Here is a 19762-nt window from a genome sequence, read left to right on the forward strand (position 1 = left end):
AAATGCTTGTTTAACCTGTTTAGAGAGAGATAAAGAAGAATGCTATGATTCAAGATAATTTTTTTCCACTTTTCCCTCATCAACATCTTTTAGCTATTAAAGATCTGAGTGTACAAGATCTTAATACATTGCTTGATCGTGCAGAAGCAAATGTTATCCTTTCTAACAAAATTGATAAAATAAAATCTACTTTGCATGGACGGACTCAAATTAATCTCTTTTTTGAAGCCTCTACGCGAACACAATCTTCTTTTGAATTAGCGGGTAAAAGGCTAGGTGCACATGTGATGAGTCTTGCGATCGGCAACTCATCTGTAAAAAAGGGAGAAACATTACTTGATACAGCTACAACTCTCAATGCAATGAAGCCAGATATACTGGTTTTTCGCCATAACAGTGCAGGAGCGGCAGCTTTATTAGCGCAAAAAGTTGATTGTTGTGTTATTAATGCAGGTGATGGTGCTCATGAACATCCAACCCAAGCTTTATTAGATGCTCTAACCATTAAAAGGGCAAAAGGTCGTATTGAAGGATTAACTGTTGCGATTTGCGGAGATATCTTACACTCACGTGTTGCCCGTTCCAATATCTTGTGTCTTAATGCTTTGGGTGCTCGTGTTCGTGCTGTTGCTCCCTCAACACTCTTACCCGCAGAAATCGCTCATATGAGTGTTGAGGTTTTTAACACGATGAAAGAAGGTCTTAAAAATGCTGACGTTATCATGATGTTGCGCTTACAGCATGAACGGATGACAGGCTCTTTTATTCCCTCTACGCGTGAATATTTCCATTATTTTGGCTTACATAAAGAAAATTTAGCCTATGCCAAAAATGATTCTATTATTCTGCATCCTGGCCCATTAAACCGTGGTGTAGAGATTGCATCCGACATAGCAGATGGACCACAAAGTATGATTCATACACAAGTAGAAATGGGAATTGCAGTGCGTATGGCTGTCATGGAGGCTTTATTAGATTCACGCGCAAAGATCAGTGGAGAAAAAAAATGATAAAACCAATTGTTTTTCAAAATGCTCGTATTATTGATCCTTCGCGCACAATCGATGAAATTGGTACAGTTATTGTTGAAAATGGACGAATTATAGCCGCTGGAAAAGAAGCTCTGAATCAGGGATTCCCTGAAGAAGCAGAAGTTATTAACGCACAAAACAAAGCAATTCTCCCTGGACTCGTTGATGCGCGCGTTTTTGTTGGAGAATTAGGGAATGAGCATTGTGAAACAATTGCATCAGCAAGTCAAGCGGCCGCAGCAGGTGGTATTACTTCCTTTCTTATGATGCCAAACACGCATCCAGTTATTGATAATATTGCTCTGATTAAATTTATTACGCATACAGCACAGGAAATCTCATTGGTCAATATTTATCCCGTTGCTTCAATCACACAAGGTTTCAACGGACAAGAAATAACCGAATTTGGTTTGCTCAAAGATGCAGGAGCCGTTGCTTTTAGTGAAGGCAAAAAAACACTTCAAAATTCATCTGTTATGCGGCGTGCAATGACTTATGCACGCGATTTTGATGTTCCATTGATGCATGAAACGCAAGATAAAGATCTTACAGGGCAAGGTGTGATGAATGAAGGACTGCTTGCCAGTTGGCTTGGTCTTTCTGGCATCCCTCGCGAAGCAGAAGTTATCCCACTTGAAAGAGATCTGCGATTAGCAGTATTAACGCAAACACGCTATCATGCCGCTCAAATATCGACAGCACTCTCTGCTGATGCACTTCGTTTAGGTAAAAAACGCAGTGAGAAAATTTCAGCGGGTGTATCTATTAATCATTTATCTTTCAATGAAAATGACATTGGTGAATATCGCACCTCTTTTCGCTTAATACCCCCATTGCGTACAGAAGAAGACCGTATAGCAATGATTGAAGCAATAAAGGATGGGACTGTAGATGTTATTGTCTCTTCTCATGATCCTCAGAGTATCGACAAAAAACATTTACCATTTAATGACGCGGCAGTTGGCGCTATTGGTATGGAGACCTTATTGAGCGCAGCCTTACGCCTTTATCATGATGATAGCCTATCTCTTCTACGGATAACGGAACTTTTGTCAACGGCGCCTGCAAAGCTCTTTGGACTCAATGCAGGAACACTCAAAAAAGGTGCTCATGCAGACTTTATTGTGGTTGATCTTGAAGAACCATGGGTTGTTTCGAAAGAGAAGCTCTATTCACGTTCAAAAAATACCCCTTTTGATAATGCACGTTTTCAAGGACGTGTGCTCCAGACCTTTGTGAAAGGGAAATCCGTTTTTAAACTTGATCAACAAACTTAATGAGATTCTTAATGAATGAAGCAGAAATATTTTTTCAGTCCACTCCATGGTTTATTTTCCTCATATCTTATCTCATTGGCTCGATTCCATTTGGTCTTCTTTTTACGAGATTGTTCAAAATTGGTGATATAAGAACAATCGGTTCCGGCAATATTGGAGCAACAAATGTTTTACGAACAGGAAATAAAAAGCTTGCTGCTCTAACACTTCTTTGTGATATGTTAAAAGGAACTATCGTTGTTTTGATTATAAAGTTTTTTAGTAATCCGCTAGACAATAGTATACTTGTTTCTCTAGCGGGTTTTTTTACTTTCTTAGGACATCTTTTCCCCGTATGGCTTAAATTTAAAGGTGGCAAAGGTGTTGCTACCTATCTAGGGGTCTGTTTAGGAATCTATTGGCCCGCAGCAATTATTTTTATTATTGTATGGAGTGCGATTTTTCTTCTCATGCGTTATTCTTCATTATCTGCGCTTATTGCTGTTACGATCACACCGATATTTGTTTTTTATTTTTCCGCTTCTTATTTCTATTGTATGCTGATTGTGATGAGCGTATTTGTGTTTATAAAACATTCTGCAAATATCAGTAGATTATTAATTGGGGAAGAAAGTAAGATTGGTACGCAACACGGAGATAAATAAAGGAATCCTGCTTACTGATCGTCAACGTCTAAGCTGGTTACGGTTGTTGCGCAGTGAAAATATTGGAGCTGTTAGTTTTCGCAATCTCATTGATCATTATAAAACAGCAGAAAATGCTCTGGCAGCGCTGCCAGAGCTTAGTAGAAAAGGTGGTGGTTCTGTATCTATAAAAATAGCAAGCTTAGAAGATGCAGAAAAAGAAATGCAAGAAGCTGAAAGATTAGATATTCGGTTCATCGGTGTGGGCGAACCAGACTATCCAGCTTTTCTTAAGGTTACAGAAGCCCCTCCGCCGCTTATTGCTATCAAAGGTAATATTTCAATTTTTCAAAAAACTTCTATTGGAATTATAGGTTCTCGAAATGCTTCAGCTGCTGGGAAAAAGCTTACGGCTCAATTTGCGCGTTTTCTCGGAGAAGCAGACTTTGTAACAATTTCTGGTCTCGCTCGTGGAATTGATAGCGTTGCGCATCAAGCAAGTTTAAAAACAGGAACTGTTGCAGTCATGGCTGGAGGAATTGATCATATCTATCCTCCTGAAAATAAAAAGTTGCACGAAGATATTATCGCCAACGGTGGAGCCATCATCAGCGAAATGCCCATTTCTTGGAAGCCGCGTGCTATCGATTTTCCAAGAAGAAACCGTATTATTGCAGCTCTATCACTTGGTCTCTTGGTTGTAGAGGCAGCCCTGCGCTCAGGGTCCTTAATTACCGCACGTCAAGCAGCTGAAATGGGACGGTTAATTTTTGCCATTCCCGGTTCTCCACTTGATCCAAGATCTGTTGGTACAAACAATCTTATCAAAGACGGTGCTCTACTCACCACACATCCTTCTGACATTATAGAAACACTTACGCCATTAATTTCACCGCTTCCAAATTCGCAACTCAATTTTTTTGAGGAACCATCCTCTTTACAACTTGAAAAGGAGAATTTTAATTTAGCAGATGAAAAAAACAGCGGTCTCTCTTTAGCAGATGACAATGCAGCACGTGCAGCAGTTCTCTCCGCTCTTTCAACAACGCCAATCGATTTAGACACACTTAGTATCCACTCAGGTGTTTCACTCCCAGCTCTCTACCTCTTGTTGGTAGAACTCGACCTTGCTGGAAAGCTTATTCGACACTCTGGTGGTTGTGTGTCATTGTCGAATCTTGATCTTCCCCAAGAGCCTCAGCACTATTAATAATGCTTTGCCCTTCTTTGGCAACCATATCCAAAAGCAATGCTAAAAGCGGACTATGCGCCTGACGCGCCATCTGATTCATTTGCTTTGACATGTCTGTAATATATTGGATAACTTTTAAATGATTTATAAACATAATCCTCTATCCTTGAGCATTTCCCCTCCTACCTCTCAATAGACGTCTTAGTATTTCGCCGTATGTTTTTGTAATAACAGTGGAAAATAAATCGTGTAATTCTATATAGGGTGTATTCTAATAATGACAATCATAAGTTGTACAATATTCATGTTTTTTATATGGCTAATATTTTTTTATGTGCTCTTAAGCAATTGGCATTAGCTATTCGCGTAAAAGGCGTTTATAAAAAAATTTTTATTTCAATATTTGGGTAAAATTATGAATATCGTTATCGTTGAATCTCCAGCAAAAGCAAAAACAATTAATAAATATCTTGGATCTCAATACAAAGTTGTCGCATCATTTGGACATGTTCGTGATTTGCCTGCAAAAGATGGTTCTGTTTTACCGGATCAAGATTTTTCTATGAAATGGGATATAGATTCTGCTGCCGCTAAACGTTTAAATGAAATAGCAAAAGCCGTTAAAGAAGCCGATAGCCTTATATTAGCAACAGACCCTGATCGTGAAGGGGAAGCTATTTCATGGCATATTCTGGATGTTCTCCGTCAAAAAAAAGTTTTAAAAGATAAACCTATTAAAAGAGTTGTCTTCAATGCCATCACCAAAAAGTCTGTGCTTGATGCTATGAACAATCCACGTGATATTGATACATCACTTGTAGATGCTTATCTTGCACGTCGCGCTCTTGATTATCTCGTTGGTTTTACACTTTCACCTGTTTTATGGCGGAAACTTCCTGGTGCCCGTTCAGCAGGACGCGTTCAATCGGTTGCTTTGCGTATTATTTGTGATCGTGAATCAGAAATAGAACATTTTATCAAAGAAGATTATTGGTCCATTACAACACAGTTAAAAACCATCCGAAATGATAGTTTCCAAGCAAGATTGACAATGTTTAATCAAAGAAAAATAGGCAAGCTTGATATTCAATCTCAAGAACAAGCAGACCAAATTCGCCTTATGTTGGAGCAAGCCCAATATCATACACTCAGTGTTGAAGCAAAACCTACAAAGAGAAATCCTTTTCCTCCATTTACAACCTCCACACTACAACAAGCAGCTTCTTCAAAATTAGGATTTTCAGCTTCTCGCACTATGCAAATTGCCCAAAAGCTTTATGAAGGCATTGAAATTAATGGTGAAACGGCAGGGCTTATTACTTATATGCGTACCGATGGTGTGCAAATAGCACCAGAAGCTATTGATTCAGCACGAAAAGTTATTCATGAAACTTTCGGTAAAGACTATATTCCTGAAAAACCACGTTTTTATTCAACAAAGGCAAAAAATGCACAAGAAGCACACGAAGCGATCCGTCCAACAGATTTTCAACGCAATCCTAGTCAAGTCCGTAATTTTCTCGATAGCGATCAAGCAAAGCTCTATGAGCTGATATGGAAGCGTGTTATTGCCAGCCAAATGCGTTCTGCTGACATTGAACGTACAACCGTTGAAATTGAAGCACAGCAAGGAGAAAACCGTGCAAATCTACGAGCAACAGGATCTGTTATTCGCTTTGATGGCTTTATTTCCGTCTACACGGATCAACGAGACGAAGAAAATAATGAAGAAAATGAAACAACACGTTTACCACAAATAAACACTGGTGAAGCACTTACAAAAGAAAAAGTTGAATCCGTACAACATACCACAGAGCCCCCTTCTCGTTATTCTGAAGCTTCATTAATTAAAAAGCTTGAGGAGTTAGGAATTGGTCGTCCTTCGACTTATGCCTCCACATTGGCGACATTGTGTGACCGTGGATATATTGTCATTGATAAACGAAAGCTTATTCCCGATGCTAAGGGACGTATTGTTACGGCCTTTCTTGAAAATTTCTTTAATCGCTATGTAGAATATGGTTTCACAGCAGATCTTGAAGAAAAGCTGGATCTTATATCTGACGGCAAACTTTCTTGGAAAGACGTCTTAAGGGATTTTTGGGATGGATTTAATGCATCTATTAGCAATATCCAAGAACTCCGTATAACCAATGTCCTTGATGTTTTAAATGTAACATTAGCACCTCTCGCCTTTCCTGAACGCGAAGATGGAAGTGATGTGCGTTCCTGTCCTCTTTGTAAAAATGGTCAATTATCATTAAAACTCGGTCGTTATGGTGCTTTTGTTGGCTGTTCCAATTATCCCGAATGTAAATACACACGCCAACTTGGTACAGATACTGGAGAAGATAATGAAGCTGTACGCAATGATGAACCTGTTATACTTGGTATTGACCCTGAAACAGGAAAAGATATCTCTCTTCGCAATGGCCGGTTTGGACCCTATATTCAACTTGGTGAAAGCAAAGAAGTTAAGCGTGCAGGACTACCAAAAGAGTGGCAGGCAGAAAATGTAACCCTTGATAAAGCCTTGGCTTTACTATCCCTTCCCCGTGAAATTGGCATTCATCCTGAAACTGGAAAAATAATCACGGCTACGATTGGACGATATGGTCCCTATCTTAGCCATAACGGAAAATCTGCGCGCCTTCTTCATGCAGATGAAGTTTTTGATATTGGTATCAATCGCGCTGTTACAGTATTGGCAGAACAACAAGAAAACAAAACCAAGCAAAGCAGAACAACACCTGAAGCATTGGCAACATTAGGAGAGCATCCAGAAGGAGGAACCATTACCGTGCGCAACGGGCGTTATGGTCCTTATGTCAATTGGGGTAAAATTAATGCAACATTGCCAAAAGATAAAGATCCCATTAGTGTAACACTTCCAGAGGCACTAGAACTTATATCGGTTAAAGCATCGAGTAAAAAAACAACTTCAAAAAGAGCTTCTTCTAAAACAAAAGCAAAAATAAAAGAGACATAAATTTTGGCTAAAGGTGAAAAAAACATAAAATATCTCTCTTCATTCAAGGGGAAAACTTTTCCCAATAAGGAAGCAATCCTTTCCTTTATAATTGAGAATCCTAACCACTCAAGTAAACGAGAAATCGCTAAAGCTTTTAACTTAAAAGGCGATTCTCGTATCTGGCTTAGAGATATGTTACGTGAGTTAAAGGATCAAAATCTCATATCTAAACACCACAAAAGAGCAATAAACAAAGGAAAATTACCCCCTGTTTCTTTAGTAAAAATTAGCGGACGTGATAAAGATGGAAGTTTTATTGCACAACCTCTTGAATGGGAAGATTCTCCAAAGCCCAATATTGAAATACACTCTTTTCATCACATAACAGGAAGTAATATTGGTGTTGGAGATCATATTCTTGTAAAAGTTTTTCGAAATAAAAATTCTGAAAGCTCAAGCCATCCTTATACGGGACGAATTATTCGTAAAATTGATGTATCTCCCAAAAGCGCATTTGCTATTGTACGAAAATTGGAAAATGATCAATGGCGCCTTGATCCTATAGACCGCAAAACCAATGAACTCATTGTTGAAATGTCTCCAGAAATGAAGATTCAAATTGGTGATCTCGTTGAAGTCGAAATAAAAAAAAATACTGGTTACGGATTAAAGAGCGCAAAAATAAAGAATGTTTTAGGGCACATTAAGAGTGAGAAGACACTCTCAATGATAGCGCTTCTTTCGAAAGGAATTCCTTATATTTTTCCTGAAAGTGTTCTTGAGCAAGCCAAACATATCAAAGCTGCCAATATGGATAATCGTGAAGATTGGCGACAATTACCCTTTATTACAATTGATCCACCAGATGCAAAAGACCATGATGATGCAGTTTATGCAACCAAGGATAAGGATCCAGCAAATAATGATGGTTGGATTATTATTGTAGCCATTGCAGATGTTTCTTATTATATCAAAACAGGAAGCGCTTTAGATAAAGAAGCATTGAAACGTGGAAATTCTGTTTATTTTCCCGATACCGTTGTGCCAATGTTACCTGAACGCCTTTCTCATGATTTATGTTCTCTGCGTGAAGGAAAAGAAAGACCAGCTTTAGCCGTTCGTATGATTTTTGATGCAAACGGTAATAAACGAAAACATAGTTTTCATCGTACTATGATTCGTGTAAGAGCCAAACTTTCTTATCAAGAAGTACAATTGGCAATTGAAGGTAATATAAATGAAAAAATAACCCCTCTTTTTGAGAGCATTTTGCACCCCTTATGGGAAGCCTATGCATGCCTTAAAGCTGCGAGAAATCGTCGCCAACCACTAGAATTAGAAATTGCAGAAAAAAAGATTATTCTTGATCAAAATGGATGCATAAAAGATGCTGTGAGTGAAACACAATTAGAAGCGCATCGTTTAATTGAAGAGTTTATGATACAAGCTAATATTGCAGCTTCTGAAACATTAAAACAACATCACCAGCCGCTCATTTATCGTATTCATGAAAAACCTTCTCTTGCTAAGCAAGAAATACTTCGGAGCTTTCTTCAAAGTTTGGGGATACCACTCTCCCGCGGAAGCGAACTTACCTCAGCGCGCCTTAATAGAATTTTAGAAAAGGTCGCTCATACTCAACAACAAGAACTAGTCAATCAAGTTATTTTGCGTTCACAATCACAAGCAGAGTACAACCCTAAAAATAGTGGCCATTTTGGTTTGAATTTGCAGAACTATACACATTTTACATCACCAATCCGTCGTTATGCTGATCTCATTATTCATCGAGCACTCATTAAAGCTCTCAAATTAGGAAATGATCAATTAACAGATACACAAGAACAAAATCTTGCAGAAATTGCTACGCAAGTTTCTTTATACGAACGCCGTGCAATGATGGCTGAAAGAGAAACGATTGATCGGCTTGTTGCTCACTATTTAACGAATAAAATCGGTCGTATTTTTACAGGCCGCATTTCCGGAGTTACAAAAGCAGGTCTTTTTATCTCACTTGATAAACTCAATACAGATGGTTTTGTCCATATTTCTACACTTAAAAATGATTATTATCATTTTGATGAAGCACAACATGTTCTTGTAGGACAGCGTAGCCATAAAGGCTATCAGCTCAGTGATGTTGTAGAAGTAAAACTTATAACGGTACAACCTTTTGCTGGCGCTTTATGCTTTGAACTGTTAACAAAACCTCGTCCAATAAAATTTTCACCGACATCCTACCATAAAAACAAATTAAAAAAACAAAAGTATACTTTTTATGGGAAAAGAAAAAATTAAGCTTCTTGCCCTCCATTGAATATAATATGAATAATAAATTCAATTTAAGAAATGACTTATATTATATAATATTTATATGTACAATCTTCTTTCTTTAGTATAAAAGAGAATAAATTTTATTGTTAAGTCTATAATAACCATATAAAAATCTTGCAGTTTTTTATACTTAGAAAATGAGAGAAACTGCAAAGGATAGTTTTGGCTCCCTTTCATTTCAGCTCATCTTTTCATTGTTTAAATAAACAAGAGTACCTTAAGCCATTCTCATGAAAAAAAAACCTTTTGACTCTCAAAATAATTCTTTGCGTGCAATTATTGCCGCTATTGCAACCATTGGCACTGTTGGAACAGCATTGGCAATGGGAACACAACTTGTCTCTCTTCTTATGGCAGAGAAAGGACTTTCCAACAGTACAATCGGCTATAGTGGAACAGTTGGTGGAATCGCCACAATTATTGCAGCTATTTTTACGTCTCGAATTGCCTTATGCTTAGGAATCGCTCAAACAATATTGCTTATGATGGCGATAGGATCTTTAAGTTTTTTAGGATTCTATTTTTTTGATCCCATATGGATTTGGTTTATTTTAAAGTTTATATTACATTTCAGCATGACAGTTATGTTTATCCTATCAGAGTTTTGGATCAACAGTTATGCTCCCCCCAAAAAACGCGGTTTGATCCTTTCTATTTATGCTATTGTCTTAGGATTAGGGTTTATAATAGGTCTAACGCTGCTAGCAAAAGTGGGAACACAAGGATTTATTCCTTTTGCTGTTGGATATAGCCTTATTATACTTGCTACTATACCAATTCTTACCGCTTGGAAATTAAGTCCAGAATTTCAAAAAAATCAATATATGCCATTTTTTCGTTATCTTTTTCACGTTCCAAGTGCAATGATGGCGGTCCTTGTTTACGGGGCCATTCAAATGGGCGTATTAACTCTTATAATACCCTTTAGTTTATCCATTGGTTATAATGAGAATGAAGCAGCACATTTTATGGCAACCCTTGCACTTGGGAATATTTTCCTCTTAATTCCTATCAGCATTATAAGCGACTACGCCAAAGATCGACGCTACCCGCTGATGAGTTGCGCTATTTTAGGTTTTATAGGAACTTTTATAGTACCATGGATTCTTCAATATCCATGGATTCTGATGCTTGATTTGTTTTTTCTGGGTGGTGTATCAGCGAGCCTTTATACAATTAGTCTTGCACATTTAGGAGCCCGTCTCAAGGGGCAAGAGCTTGCTGCTGCTAATTCTGCTTTTATTTTTTGTTATGGAATTGGTATGCTTATCGGACCGACCTTTATCGGAAAATCCATGGATATCTTTAAACACTTTGGTTTTTCAATAGCCATGGCTGTTTTTTTCGGTTTATATGTCATTTTGGTGTTTGTCCAACTTATGAGAAAATTAATCAGCTCTTGACTTTTTTGAGAACATCCGTAGTGTTGCCGGAAAATCTGATGATGTCGGAAATAAGTTTTGACAGAAATAATATTTTTTCAGTATAAATAGGGTATTTACATTATGGCTAAAGCAGCAACCATTAAGATCAAGCTTTTATCAACTGCAGATACTGGTTTTTTCTATGTAACAAAGAAAAACAGCCGTACAATGACAGATAAAATGAGCAAGCGTAAATATGATCCAGTTGTAAAAAAGCACGTTGAATTTAAAGAAACAAAAATTAAATAAATAAAATTATTATTAAATTGATAGATTTTATACTCCAAAAGAAATGTGGGAGTATTGCTCTTCAAAGTTATTTTTTGAGGGGTGTTTTTTTATTTCCTTAAGTTTAAAAAGTTTACTTTAAACTTTGTATGTTTTGTACGGATTTGGATAAGTTGATTTATTATTTAAGTTGCTTACATATATTCTGTATGAGTATTTGATTATTGTGATATCTAATGAAAATTTTGTCATTAAAACGAAACACTGTTTCGTCATATGAATAAAGTTTCTCGGGTCAATTATAAACAATACTAAAATAGAGTTATAATAATGTTAGCAGTTTCTTTATTTCATGAAAAAATCTTTTTCTCATTTTAATCTAAGAAGCTTTAATCTAAAAGTTATCGGTTTCAGTATTTTTGTCGCTGCTAGCATTCTTATCATTATGTCAACTTATTTTAAGAAAACTCAGCTGTTGCCTCAAAAAGAAAAATTTTCTTCTCAAAACACTGTTGAAGGAAATGCATTAATCATTGATGGCGATACCATTATGATTTCTTCAATTAAGATTCGACTAGCTGGAATTGATGCTCCTGAACTCCACCAATTTTGTGGAAAAAAAGAAGCACGCTACCCTTGTGGGCTTGAGGCAAAGAAATATTTAGAAAAACTATTAAAAAATCAAACTGTTACATGTCACTGGCAAAAAACAGATAAATATCGCCGTATTCTTGCAACATGTAAAACAAAACAAGTTAGCAATATCAACGCAACACTTGTACATAATGGTTGGGCTGTAAATTATTATGAATATCCTAAAGAAGAGCAAGAAGCTAGAAAGAAAAAGAAAGGAATATGGGCATCAAGTTTTCAACGACCAAAAGAATGGCGCAAAGCAAATCCTCGCACAGAATAAGAAAAATATTTTTTAATTTTATTTACCAATGAAACAATGTAGCCAAATTATCAAACTTGAAAAAGAGATCTATTCCTGTCGTGTTTGCGTCCAACAACCCCATTATTTTCCTCCTCTTCCTCATGAACCAAACCCTGTCGTTTATTTATCCGATACCGCTTCGATTGCAATTGCAGGCCAAGCACCAGGGTTGCGTGTCCATGAAACTTCTATCCCTTTTAATGATCGTTCTGGCGAAAAATTGCGTAATTGGCTGGGTGTCACGAAAGAAGAATTTTATAATAGATCTCTTTTTGCTATTGTTCCTATGGGATTTTGTTTTCCAGGCTATGACAAAAATAAAGCTGATTTACCACCAAGACGTGAATGTCGAGAAATATGGCATGAAAAGATATTTCAAGCGATGCCTCAAATAAAGCTTGTTCTTGCTATTGGCAGTTATGCGCAAAAGTGGCACATTACAGAATTAAAATATAAAACCGTTTCTGCAACTGTTGGTGATTGGAGAAATATTCTTTCCATTCCCCAACCTCGAGGCTATAATGTTATGCCTTTGCCTCATCCATCATGGCGAAATACTTCTTGGTTACAGAAAAATCCATGGTTTAATGATGAGCTTATTGTATATCTGCGTTGTTTAGTGCGTAAATTTTTATAAATTAAAATATTGAGAATAAATATGGATCGTCTTGACCGAAAAATTTTACATCTTTTGCAAGAAAATGCGACACTTTCTGTTGCTGATATTGCTAAAAAAGTGGGACTTTCGACCACTCCTTGCTGGCGTAGAATTCAAAAACTTGAAGAAGATGGCGTCATTCAGCGTCGTGTTGCTGTTCTTTCTCCTGAAAAAGTAAACGCACACGTCACTGTTTTTGTGTCTATTCGCACAAACACACATAGTCATGAATGGTTTAAGCGTTTTTCAAAAATTGTGCAAGAATTCCGTGAAGTCATTGAATTTTATCGAATGAGTGGAGATATTGACTATTTATTGCGTGTTGTTGTGCCCAACATTGAAGCTTATGATCTTTTTTATAAAAAATTAATTTCTAAAATTGATATCCGTGATGTCTCATCTTCTTTCGCAATGGAACAGATTAAATATACAACGGAACTTCCACTTAATTATATTAAATTACACGACAAGACGCATGAACAAAACTCTTAAGATTTTTATATCCGTCTCATGATCTTTTAGGCATTCAAACTTTCTTGTTGAAAAACGACCATTTGTGCATGTGTTAAAACAGCAGCTTTGACAATACCAGCTGCCATAGCTGCTCCTGTCCCTTCACCAAGACGCATCCCCAAATCTAGAAGTGGTTCTTTGCCAATTTTTTTTAAAAGTTTACGATGAGCTGTCTCAGAAGAAACATGTCCAACAAGGGTATGATCAAGAGCTTTTGGATGCATTTTATAAAGGACCGCTGCAGCTGCTGTTGCCACAAAACCATCTAAAATAACGGGTATTTTTTCTATTCTTGCTGCTAAAATAGCACCAACCATAGCAGCAATTTCACGTCCTCCTAAGCGACGCATTATCTCAAAAGGATCATTGAAATAATCCTTGTGCAAAGAAATAGCTGTCTTAACCGCTGCAATTTTACGCTGATAAAAATCACCTTCTGATTCCATAGCATTTCCTGTCCATTCTTCCACTTCCCCTCCAAACAATGCTAAGCATAAAGCTGAAGCTATTGCTGTGTTTCCAATTCCCATTTCTCCAATACATAAAAGATCTGTTCCACCCGCAATGGATTCCATTCCAAATGCCATTGTAGCAGCCGCACTCCGCTCATCCATTGCGGCATCCTTCGTAATATTCATTGTTGGATATTCTAATGCTAAATCAAATATTTTTAATCCAAGATCATAAGCAATACAAATTTGATTGATAGCAGCTCCACCAGAGGCAAAATTTTCTACCATTTTTTGTGTCATAGATTGTGGAAATGGTGTAATATTCTCCTCTACAATACCATGATTTCCAGAAAAAATAGCGACCAAAGGTCTCGTTACGATAGGTTTTTCTGTACCCCTCCACCCCGCATACCAAACAGCAATATCTCCTAGTTTTCCTAATGTTCCTTGCTCTTTTGTTAAGTCTTTTTGCCGTTTTTTTGCCAAAATTATAGAAAACTCATCAGCAACAGGTAAATTTGTAAGCAAAGCACGAAAATCATCAAATGGACTAGCGGTCATAAGGATACCTTTTAAAATCTACAATGTTTATGAAAATCCCGTCATATATACAGGATATGAATAATTTATTGTTTTTTTAACAGTGCTTTAAAAATGTTAAATACTATGAAAGCAATAATTTCTACATTCTATTTTCAACCCTAATAACAAACGTGCAAGATTCAAAATGTTATTAATATCTTATGATTACCTTTACAGTGATACCCTTAACCTATTTTTATTTAATAGGCATAATCAGCATGCCGTTTAATTATACATTCCAACAATTCTTATGCATAATAAAAGTTATAAACTTTCAAAAACTTATAAAATTGAAGAGATCAAAATTATCGCAAAGACATCCAAACGCAAAGGATCTCAACTTTAATATATGTTAATTATTAGGCTATTATTAAATGAGAGCATAAAAAGCTTCTTTTAAAATACATATATCTGCATTTGGTTTTGTCGCATCATTTGATAATATTTGCCTCCATCGACGTGCCCCACCCCGCCCATGAAATAAACCAATCATGTGACGTGTCACATGAGAAAGCCGCCCCCCCGATGCAATATGTCGAGCTGCATAATCACACATAACCTCAATAAGATCACTCTCACTCAGATTATTTTGCGTCTCACCATAGAGTTCAAAATCAATATGTTTTAACAAAGCTGGATTATGATAAACTTGGCGACCAACCATGACAGAATCACAGAAAGTTAAGTGTTCTTTGATCTCATCAATCGATTTAATTCCACCATTTATCCCAATGAATTTATGAGGATATTTACGTTTTAATTTGTAAACTCTTTCATAATTAAGGGGCGGAATATTACGGTTTTCTTTCGGACTCAATCCTTGCAGCCATGCCTTGCGTGCATGTATCCAGAGCGCATCACATCCAGCATTCCAAACCTGATTAGCCAAAAGATCTAACGCTAACTCTTCATCTTGTTCGTCCACTCCAATCCGACATTTGACAGTTACAGGTATAGTAACCTCTCGTTTCATCGCTTCCACGGCATTTGCCACAATGTCTGGATGTAACATCAAACAAGCCCCAAAGACACCTGCTTGAACACGATTTGATGGGCACCCGACATTAAGATTTATTTCGTTGTAGCCAAAATCCTCAGCAATTCGTGCAGCTTCTGCTAACTTTTTCGGATCAGCCCCCCCTAGTTGTAATGCAACTGGACATTCTTTATCGCTAAAAGCCAACAATTGTTCGCGAACACCATGAATGACAGCATCTGCTACCATCATTTCCGTATAAAGGAGAGCTTTTTTCGTTAAAAGACGATAAAAAAACCTGCAATGTCGGTCTGTCCAGTCCAACATTGGTGCTACTGCAAATTTTATAGTCGATGGAAGGTTGTAAAATATCATGAGGGTATTACTCTCATGTCCCTATAGCTCTCTCTTTATACATAGAAAAATACTTACTTTTAGTTTACGGAAAATTTTATTCTCTTATACTATCATGAGTATAATAACAGTTCATTATTTTCAATTGATATCAAGGTTTACTACAATCAATCATGATAAAACACAATTTTGCATTTCTCATAGATTAGTGCTCAGGTATATAAACATGAAAAAAGAAGATTTTCAGCATAATATAAAAAACTCATTTACAAGTTCTTCTTACGCTCATCAAGCCTCCATCCTTACATGATTTAGCACAGCATTTAAGATAATAAATGCTAAACTAACACATTATACAATTTTTTATAATAGATTTAATTTTCTTTAGATTTTTTTTAACTTATTGTGCAAATAAATGCTACAGAAAGTATCTTTATCTTCTCCTAAAGAAAGAATAAAAATCCTTATTTCACATGAATCTAATTATAAATCATTTTTTTTCAATGAGTTATTCTTGGTAACATTCTTGAATTTCACTTTATAAGATAGACAAATTTCATCCTAAATATTCTATCTAATTTTGCCATTTTATGATTCTTGCAAAAAAAACTAAAATCAGGGTATAGACAGCCATTGCCTTTTTAATATCTATGACTGATATCAGTATCTCTTTAAGGAAAATATTTTACAATATTGCAGATAAAATCTGTAAAATGAAATGATCATAAAAGTTGTTCAATCTCTTGTTGGCTTTGCATATAGGAAGAAAGAGTACCAACCTCTTGTTCATTAAATAGGAGACCCAGTTTTGAACGACGCCATAACACATCTTCACATACTTTAGCCCATTCTTTTTCCATCAACCATTTTACTTCTACTTCATAAAGCCCATGTCCAAAATTTTTTCCTTTATTTGCCTTACCATGTGCAAAGATCACCAATGCTTCCGTACCGTAGGAGCGTGCAAGCCTGCGATGTGTAAAAGCATCTAAATCTGGCATCAAAAGAGCAATCCTATTTTCGATTGTATCTAATTTGTTATAGGGAAAATCACCCCCAGGAAGCACTGCCTTAGCCGTCCATGATGCTCCCTTTTTACCAAGCTCTTTTTCAACAAATTTCATCGCATCTTCAGCCAACTTACGATAAGTTGTAATCTTTCCACCATAAAGATTAAGAATCTTTGGTGTTGTTCCTGTTCCCATTTCTTTTAAAACATAATCGCGCGTAATTTCTTGTGCTTTTGAAGCTCCATCATCATAGAGTGGACGAACTCCAGAGTAAGACCAGACAATCGTTTCAGGCAACACTGGTTGTATGAAATATTCACTGGCTGCTGCACAAATATAATCAATTTCTGTCTCAGTAATATGAACGTCAGCCGGATCTCCTTGATAATTACAATCTGTTGTTCCAAGCAAGGTAAACTCTTCTTGATACGGAATAGCAAATATAATACGCCCATCACCATTTTGAAAAATATAAGCACGATCATGAGTATAAAGCTTGGGAACCAAAATATGAGAACCTCTAACAAGCCGTACTGGTGGATGTTCTTTACAATCTAATATGCTTGCCAAAACATGATCAATCCAAGGTCCTGTCATATTCGCGACATAAGAAGCTGTGACACTATATTCTTTGCTACTTAACTTGTCTTGAAGAAAGATACGCCATTTATTGTCTTCTTTTTTTAAAGAGAGAACTTCTGTTCGTACTTTTATATCAGCTCCCCTCTTTTCTGCATCACGCGCATTGCCAATAACTAAACGCGCATCATCTACTCTTGCATCAGAATATTCAAAACCTCTCTGATATTCTTTCTTCAGTGTAGAGCAAAATTTTTGTGAAAAATTAATCGTTTTACTGCGCCACAATTTCTGATTCCAATTCCCTAAATAATCATAAATAAAAAGTCCAAAACGCAACATCCAAGCAGGGCGCAATTCTTTATGATAAGGAAGGAGAAAACGCAAAGGACGCACAATATGTGGAGCCATGCGTAAAATGATCTCGCGTTCTTTCAATGCTTCACGAACAAGTTTGAACTCATAGTGTTCAAGATAACGAAGCCCACCATGAATAAGCTTTGTTGACGCACTTGAGGTCCCAGATGCAAGATCGTTCATTTCAGCCAATCCCACTTTAAAACCGCGTCCTGCTGCATCTCTTGCCAATCCACACCCGTTTATCCCTCCCCCAATGATAAACAGCTCATAATGTGTTGTGGTTTTCATAATTTCACTTTTCATTATTTAATTTTTTTCTCAGTACTCAATAAAGCAACAGGAAAAAATAATACAAGTGTTCTTCATTGTATTATCAACGTACTTTTTCCTAAAATAAACACGCACAAAAAGCTTTTGATACCCTTATACATCAAAACAACATTTGACAAATTAAAGAGATTTTTTTTATCTTTTACAAAACATAATCCTTGCCAAACCAAGGTTCATCATATGAAATCTTTTTAGAGAAAAATTGATGTTTTTTCTCATTCTTAAAGACACACTATAGCTAAATGCTTATTGCACATAGAGAGCGCTTTTCCTATAGTTCACTCAATGACACCCTAGAAAATGTGAAGGTATACAGATGAATTATCACTCTCAAAACTCGAAAATAACACTTCTTTCAAAAATTTTAGTCCCAGTTATGTCGAGTATTTTAATCTTTTTACCTTCTTTATCAAACGCAACATCACACTCAAAAACAGCAAATAATTTAAGCTTAGAAAAGCTTAAAACACAACTTTTGGAAGATTCTAGCTTTTTATCTAAGCTTAAAGAAAAAATGATACCACATACTGATTCTCATCATATTCAACAAATTGTCAGAGAGTACCTTCTTACTCATCCAGAAATTATGATTGAAATGCAGCTTATTCTTCAAGATAAGCTGGAAAAACAGAATGAATACGAAAACCAAAAACAAACTTCTGTCATTCATTTATTAGAAAAAGAAATTTTTCATTCTCCTCATGACGCTGTTTTGGGAAACCCAAATGGTAAAAGAGTGCTTGTCAATTTTTTTGATTACAACTGTGGATATTGTAAAATTTCCTATTCAAATATAGAAGACTTGATAAAAGAATATCCAGATTTAAAGGTTATTATCAAGGATTTACCAATTTTAAGCTCTGATTCTATGGCAGCCCATACTGTTGCCTACGCATTTCGAAAACAATTTCCAGAGAAATATCCTCAGTTTCACAAAACGCTTTTAATGTATCAGGGTCGTGCAAATGAAGCTAAAGCTATTAAAGTAGCTGTTTCATTAGGAGCAGATGAAAAAAAACTACGTAATGCAATAAAAGATCCCACTCTGCAAAACGCTTTTAAAGAAAATATTCAAATTGCCTCTACACTTCATATTACGGGAACACCTTCTTACATCATTGGTAATAAAATATTCATTGGCGCAGCCAAACAAGATATTCTAAAACAAGCGATAGACAATACACAGTGAATTCCTGATCCGTTTTAGAAAGAATACTGTAAATGAGGTAATTTTATGCTTTCTCTTTTTTGACAACAGGCTTATAAGTGCAATTTTGCGTAAAGCAGATACGAGTTTTAAATTGCAAAGTATAATAATTTAAAGGAAATAAAAATCTTTAAAGCCTCAAAAGATGTCATCCCTAATCTAGAGATATTCGGTCATAAAATGAGATAATGACGATCTTCATTGATCAAGGAGTTAGAAATAAAATGACAACAAAAAAAATGGATTCGGCAAAAACCGCAATTGATACGAAAATTATTCGTGATCTTGCTGAAATTTTGAATGATACAAATTTAACGAACATTGAAGTTGAACAGGGGGAGCTTCGTATTTGTGTCTCACGCCAAAATACCTTAATTTCTTCTGAGCAAGCAATCTATGCTCCTGTTTCTACTCCTACTTTTTCTGTAACATCTTCTCCAGTTCCAACAGCTGAATCTCCTATACAATCTATCCAAGAAGATAAATCAAAAAACACAATAACCTCTCCCATGGTTGGAACAGCTTATCTTGCACCTTCACCAGGCGCGCAACCTTTTGTAGAAGTAGGACAAAATGTTTCTGAAGGGGAGACATTACTTATTATTGAAGCCATGAAAACAATGAATCAAATTTCATCACCACGCTCAGGCACAGTAACCACTGTTCTTGTCAAAGATGGTCAACCTGTTGAATTTGGTGAACCACTTATTATTGTTGAATAAAA

Annotated in this window: 17 protein-coding genes; 13 read left to right on the top strand and 4 right to left on the bottom strand. The window is 36.3% G+C overall.

Going from position 1 to position 19762, the window contains the following annotated elements:
- Positions 1–44: 44 nt before the first annotated feature.
- From ACFIK0_RS03565 to dprA, 4 genes are read left to right on the top strand one after another with little or no spacing between them, the layout of a single operon-like run.
- Positions 45–1010: an aspartate carbamoyltransferase catalytic subunit gene (locus ACFIK0_RS03565; protein ID WP_375631119.1), complete on the top strand. Its 966-nt coding sequence runs from the start codon at positions 45–47 to the stop codon at positions 1008–1010.
- The gene (locus ACFIK0_RS03570) at positions 1007–2308 is read left to right on the top strand and encodes a dihydroorotase (protein WP_375663500.1); all 1302 of its coding nucleotides are present in this window, start codon (positions 1007–1009) and stop codon (positions 2306–2308) included. Before ACFIK0_RS03565 ends, ACFIK0_RS03570 begins: the two co-directional genes overlap by 4 nt.
- A gap of 11 nt (positions 2309–2319) precedes the next feature.
- On the top strand, positions 2320–2952 hold the full coding sequence (plsY, locus tag ACFIK0_RS03575) for a glycerol-3-phosphate 1-O-acyltransferase PlsY (RefSeq protein ID WP_273791019.1): 633 nt from the start codon (positions 2320–2322) through the stop codon (positions 2950–2952).
- On the top strand, positions 2909–4141 hold the full coding sequence (gene dprA, locus ACFIK0_RS03580) for a DNA-processing protein DprA (RefSeq protein ID WP_375663501.1): 1233 nt from the start codon (positions 2909–2911) through the stop codon (positions 4139–4141). Before plsY ends, dprA begins: the two co-directional genes overlap by 44 nt.
- Here the strand turns inward: dprA and ACFIK0_RS03585 are convergent.
- Positions 4071–4277, bottom strand: a complete 207-nt coding sequence (locus tag ACFIK0_RS03585; RefSeq protein ID WP_005773510.1) for a hypothetical protein — start codon at positions 4275–4277, stop codon at positions 4071–4073. The two genes, dprA and ACFIK0_RS03585, sit on opposite strands and share 71 nt — an antisense overlap.
- A gap of 261 nt (positions 4278–4538) precedes the next feature.
- On the opposite strand from ACFIK0_RS03585, the gene topA reads away from it, so the two are divergent.
- The 7 genes from topA to ACFIK0_RS03620 all read left to right on the top strand — a co-directional run bounded on the left by topA (position 4539) and on the right by ACFIK0_RS03620 (position 13167).
- The gene (gene topA, locus ACFIK0_RS03590; protein WP_375663502.1) at positions 4539–7112 is read left to right on the top strand and encodes a type I DNA topoisomerase; all 2574 of its coding nucleotides are present in this window, start codon (positions 4539–4541) and stop codon (positions 7110–7112) included.
- A 3-nt stretch (positions 7113–7115) separates the two neighbouring features.
- Positions 7116–9392 carry a ribonuclease R gene (rnr, locus tag ACFIK0_RS03595; RefSeq protein WP_375663503.1) on the top strand — a complete coding sequence of 759 codons (2277 nt, stop codon included), beginning with the start codon at positions 7116–7118 and terminating at the stop codon, positions 9390–9392.
- 266 nt (positions 9393–9658) lie between these two features.
- Entirely contained in the window at positions 9659–10831 is a 1173-nt protein-coding gene (locus ACFIK0_RS03600; RefSeq protein WP_375663504.1) for an MFS transporter, read from the top strand.
- Positions 10832–10933: 102 nt separating this feature from the next.
- Entirely contained in the window at positions 10934–11101 is a 168-nt protein-coding gene (gene rpmG, locus ACFIK0_RS03605) for a 50S ribosomal protein L33 (RefSeq protein ID WP_004864083.1), read from the top strand.
- Between the two features lie 331 nt (positions 11102–11432).
- Complete coding sequence (locus tag ACFIK0_RS03610; protein ID WP_375611942.1) at positions 11433–11996, top strand: thermonuclease family protein; 564 nt, start codon at positions 11433–11435, stop codon at positions 11994–11996.
- Between the two features lie 28 nt (positions 11997–12024).
- Positions 12025–12654: a uracil-DNA glycosylase family protein gene (locus tag ACFIK0_RS03615; RefSeq protein ID WP_375637613.1), complete on the top strand. Its 630-nt coding sequence runs from the start codon at positions 12025–12027 to the stop codon at positions 12652–12654.
- Between the two features lie 21 nt (positions 12655–12675).
- Positions 12676–13167, top strand: coding sequence for an Lrp/AsnC family transcriptional regulator (locus tag ACFIK0_RS03620; RefSeq protein ID WP_015856433.1), 492 nt, complete (start codon positions 12676–12678; stop codon positions 13165–13167).
- Positions 13168–13193: 26 nt separating this feature from the next.
- On the opposite strand, the gene cobT is transcribed toward ACFIK0_RS03620, so the two are convergent.
- The 3 genes from cobT to glpD form a co-directional block, all read right to left on the bottom strand.
- A complete protein-coding gene (gene cobT / locus ACFIK0_RS03625; RefSeq protein WP_375637612.1) occupies positions 13194–14201 on the bottom strand; it encodes a nicotinate-nucleotide--dimethylbenzimidazole phosphoribosyltransferase in 1008 nt (335 codons plus the stop codon).
- Positions 14202–14592: 391 nt separating this feature from the next.
- On the bottom strand, positions 14593–15573 hold the full coding sequence (gene dusA / locus ACFIK0_RS03630; protein ID WP_375663505.1) for a tRNA dihydrouridine(20/20a) synthase DusA: 981 nt from the start codon (positions 15571–15573) through the stop codon (positions 14593–14595).
- Between the two features lie 701 nt (positions 15574–16274).
- Positions 16275–17804 (bottom strand): glycerol-3-phosphate dehydrogenase, encoded by a 1530-nt coding sequence (gene glpD, locus ACFIK0_RS03635; protein ID WP_375631110.1) that lies wholly within the window; start codon positions 17802–17804, stop codon positions 16275–16277.
- 343 nt (positions 17805–18147) lie between these two features.
- On the opposite strand from glpD, the gene ACFIK0_RS03640 reads away from it, so the two are divergent.
- Together ACFIK0_RS03640 and accB are read left to right on the top strand one after the other, a co-directional pair.
- The gene (locus tag ACFIK0_RS03640; RefSeq protein WP_273791009.1) at positions 18148–19020 is read left to right on the top strand and encodes a DsbA family protein; all 873 of its coding nucleotides are present in this window, start codon (positions 18148–18150) and stop codon (positions 19018–19020) included.
- Between the two features lie 242 nt (positions 19021–19262).
- Entirely contained in the window at positions 19263–19760 is a 498-nt protein-coding gene (accB, locus tag ACFIK0_RS03645) for an acetyl-CoA carboxylase biotin carboxyl carrier protein (protein ID WP_375663506.1), read from the top strand.
- The last annotated feature ends 2 nt before the right edge of the window (positions 19761–19762 follow it).

It is taken from the genome of Bartonella sp. CL63NXGY, from assembly GCF_042194905.1.
In the GTDB taxonomy this organism is placed as follows: Bacteria; Pseudomonadota; Alphaproteobacteria; order Rhizobiales; family Rhizobiaceae; genus Bartonella.

Excerpts from the sequence above, each read along its gene's own strand:
- ACFIK0_RS03565 (WP_375631119.1), top strand. The coding sequence starts at position 45 with ATGATTCAAGATAATTTTTTTCCACTTTTCCCTCATCAACATCTTTTA.
- ACFIK0_RS03570 (WP_375663500.1), top strand. The coding sequence starts at position 1,007 with ATGATAAAACCAATTGTTTTTCAAAATGCTCGTATTATTGATCCTTCG.
- plsY (WP_273791019.1), top strand. The coding sequence starts at position 2,320 with ATGAATGAAGCAGAAATATTTTTTCAGTCCACTCCATGGTTTATTTTC.
- ACFIK0_RS03585 (WP_005773510.1), bottom strand. The coding sequence starts at position 4,277 with ATGTTTATAAATCATTTAAAAGTTATCCAATATATTACAGACATGTCA.
- topA (WP_375663502.1), top strand. The coding sequence starts at position 4,539 with ATGAATATCGTTATCGTTGAATCTCCAGCAAAAGCAAAAACAATTAAT.
- ACFIK0_RS03600 (WP_375663504.1), top strand. The coding sequence starts at position 9,659 with ATGAAAAAAAAACCTTTTGACTCTCAAAATAATTCTTTGCGTGCAATT.
- rpmG (WP_004864083.1), top strand. The coding sequence starts at position 10,934 with ATGGCTAAAGCAGCAACCATTAAGATCAAGCTTTTATCAACTGCAGAT.
- ACFIK0_RS03610 (WP_375611942.1), top strand. The coding sequence starts at position 11,433 with ATGAAAAAATCTTTTTCTCATTTTAATCTAAGAAGCTTTAATCTAAAA.
- ACFIK0_RS03615 (WP_375637613.1), top strand. The coding sequence starts at position 12,025 with ATGAAACAATGTAGCCAAATTATCAAACTTGAAAAAGAGATCTATTCC.
- ACFIK0_RS03620 (WP_015856433.1), top strand. The coding sequence starts at position 12,676 with ATGGATCGTCTTGACCGAAAAATTTTACATCTTTTGCAAGAAAATGCG.
- cobT (WP_375637612.1), bottom strand. The coding sequence starts at position 14,201 with ATGACCGCTAGTCCATTTGATGATTTTCGTGCTTTGCTTACAAATTTA.
- dusA (WP_375663505.1), bottom strand. The coding sequence starts at position 15,573 with ATGATATTTTACAACCTTCCATCGACTATAAAATTTGCAGTAGCACCA.
- glpD (WP_375631110.1), bottom strand. The coding sequence starts at position 17,804 with ATGAAAAGTGAAATTATGAAAACCACAACACATTATGAGCTGTTTATC.
- ACFIK0_RS03640 (WP_273791009.1), top strand. The coding sequence starts at position 18,148 with ATGAATTATCACTCTCAAAACTCGAAAATAACACTTCTTTCAAAAATT.
- accB (WP_375663506.1), top strand. The coding sequence starts at position 19,263 with ATGACAACAAAAAAAATGGATTCGGCAAAAACCGCAATTGATACGAAA.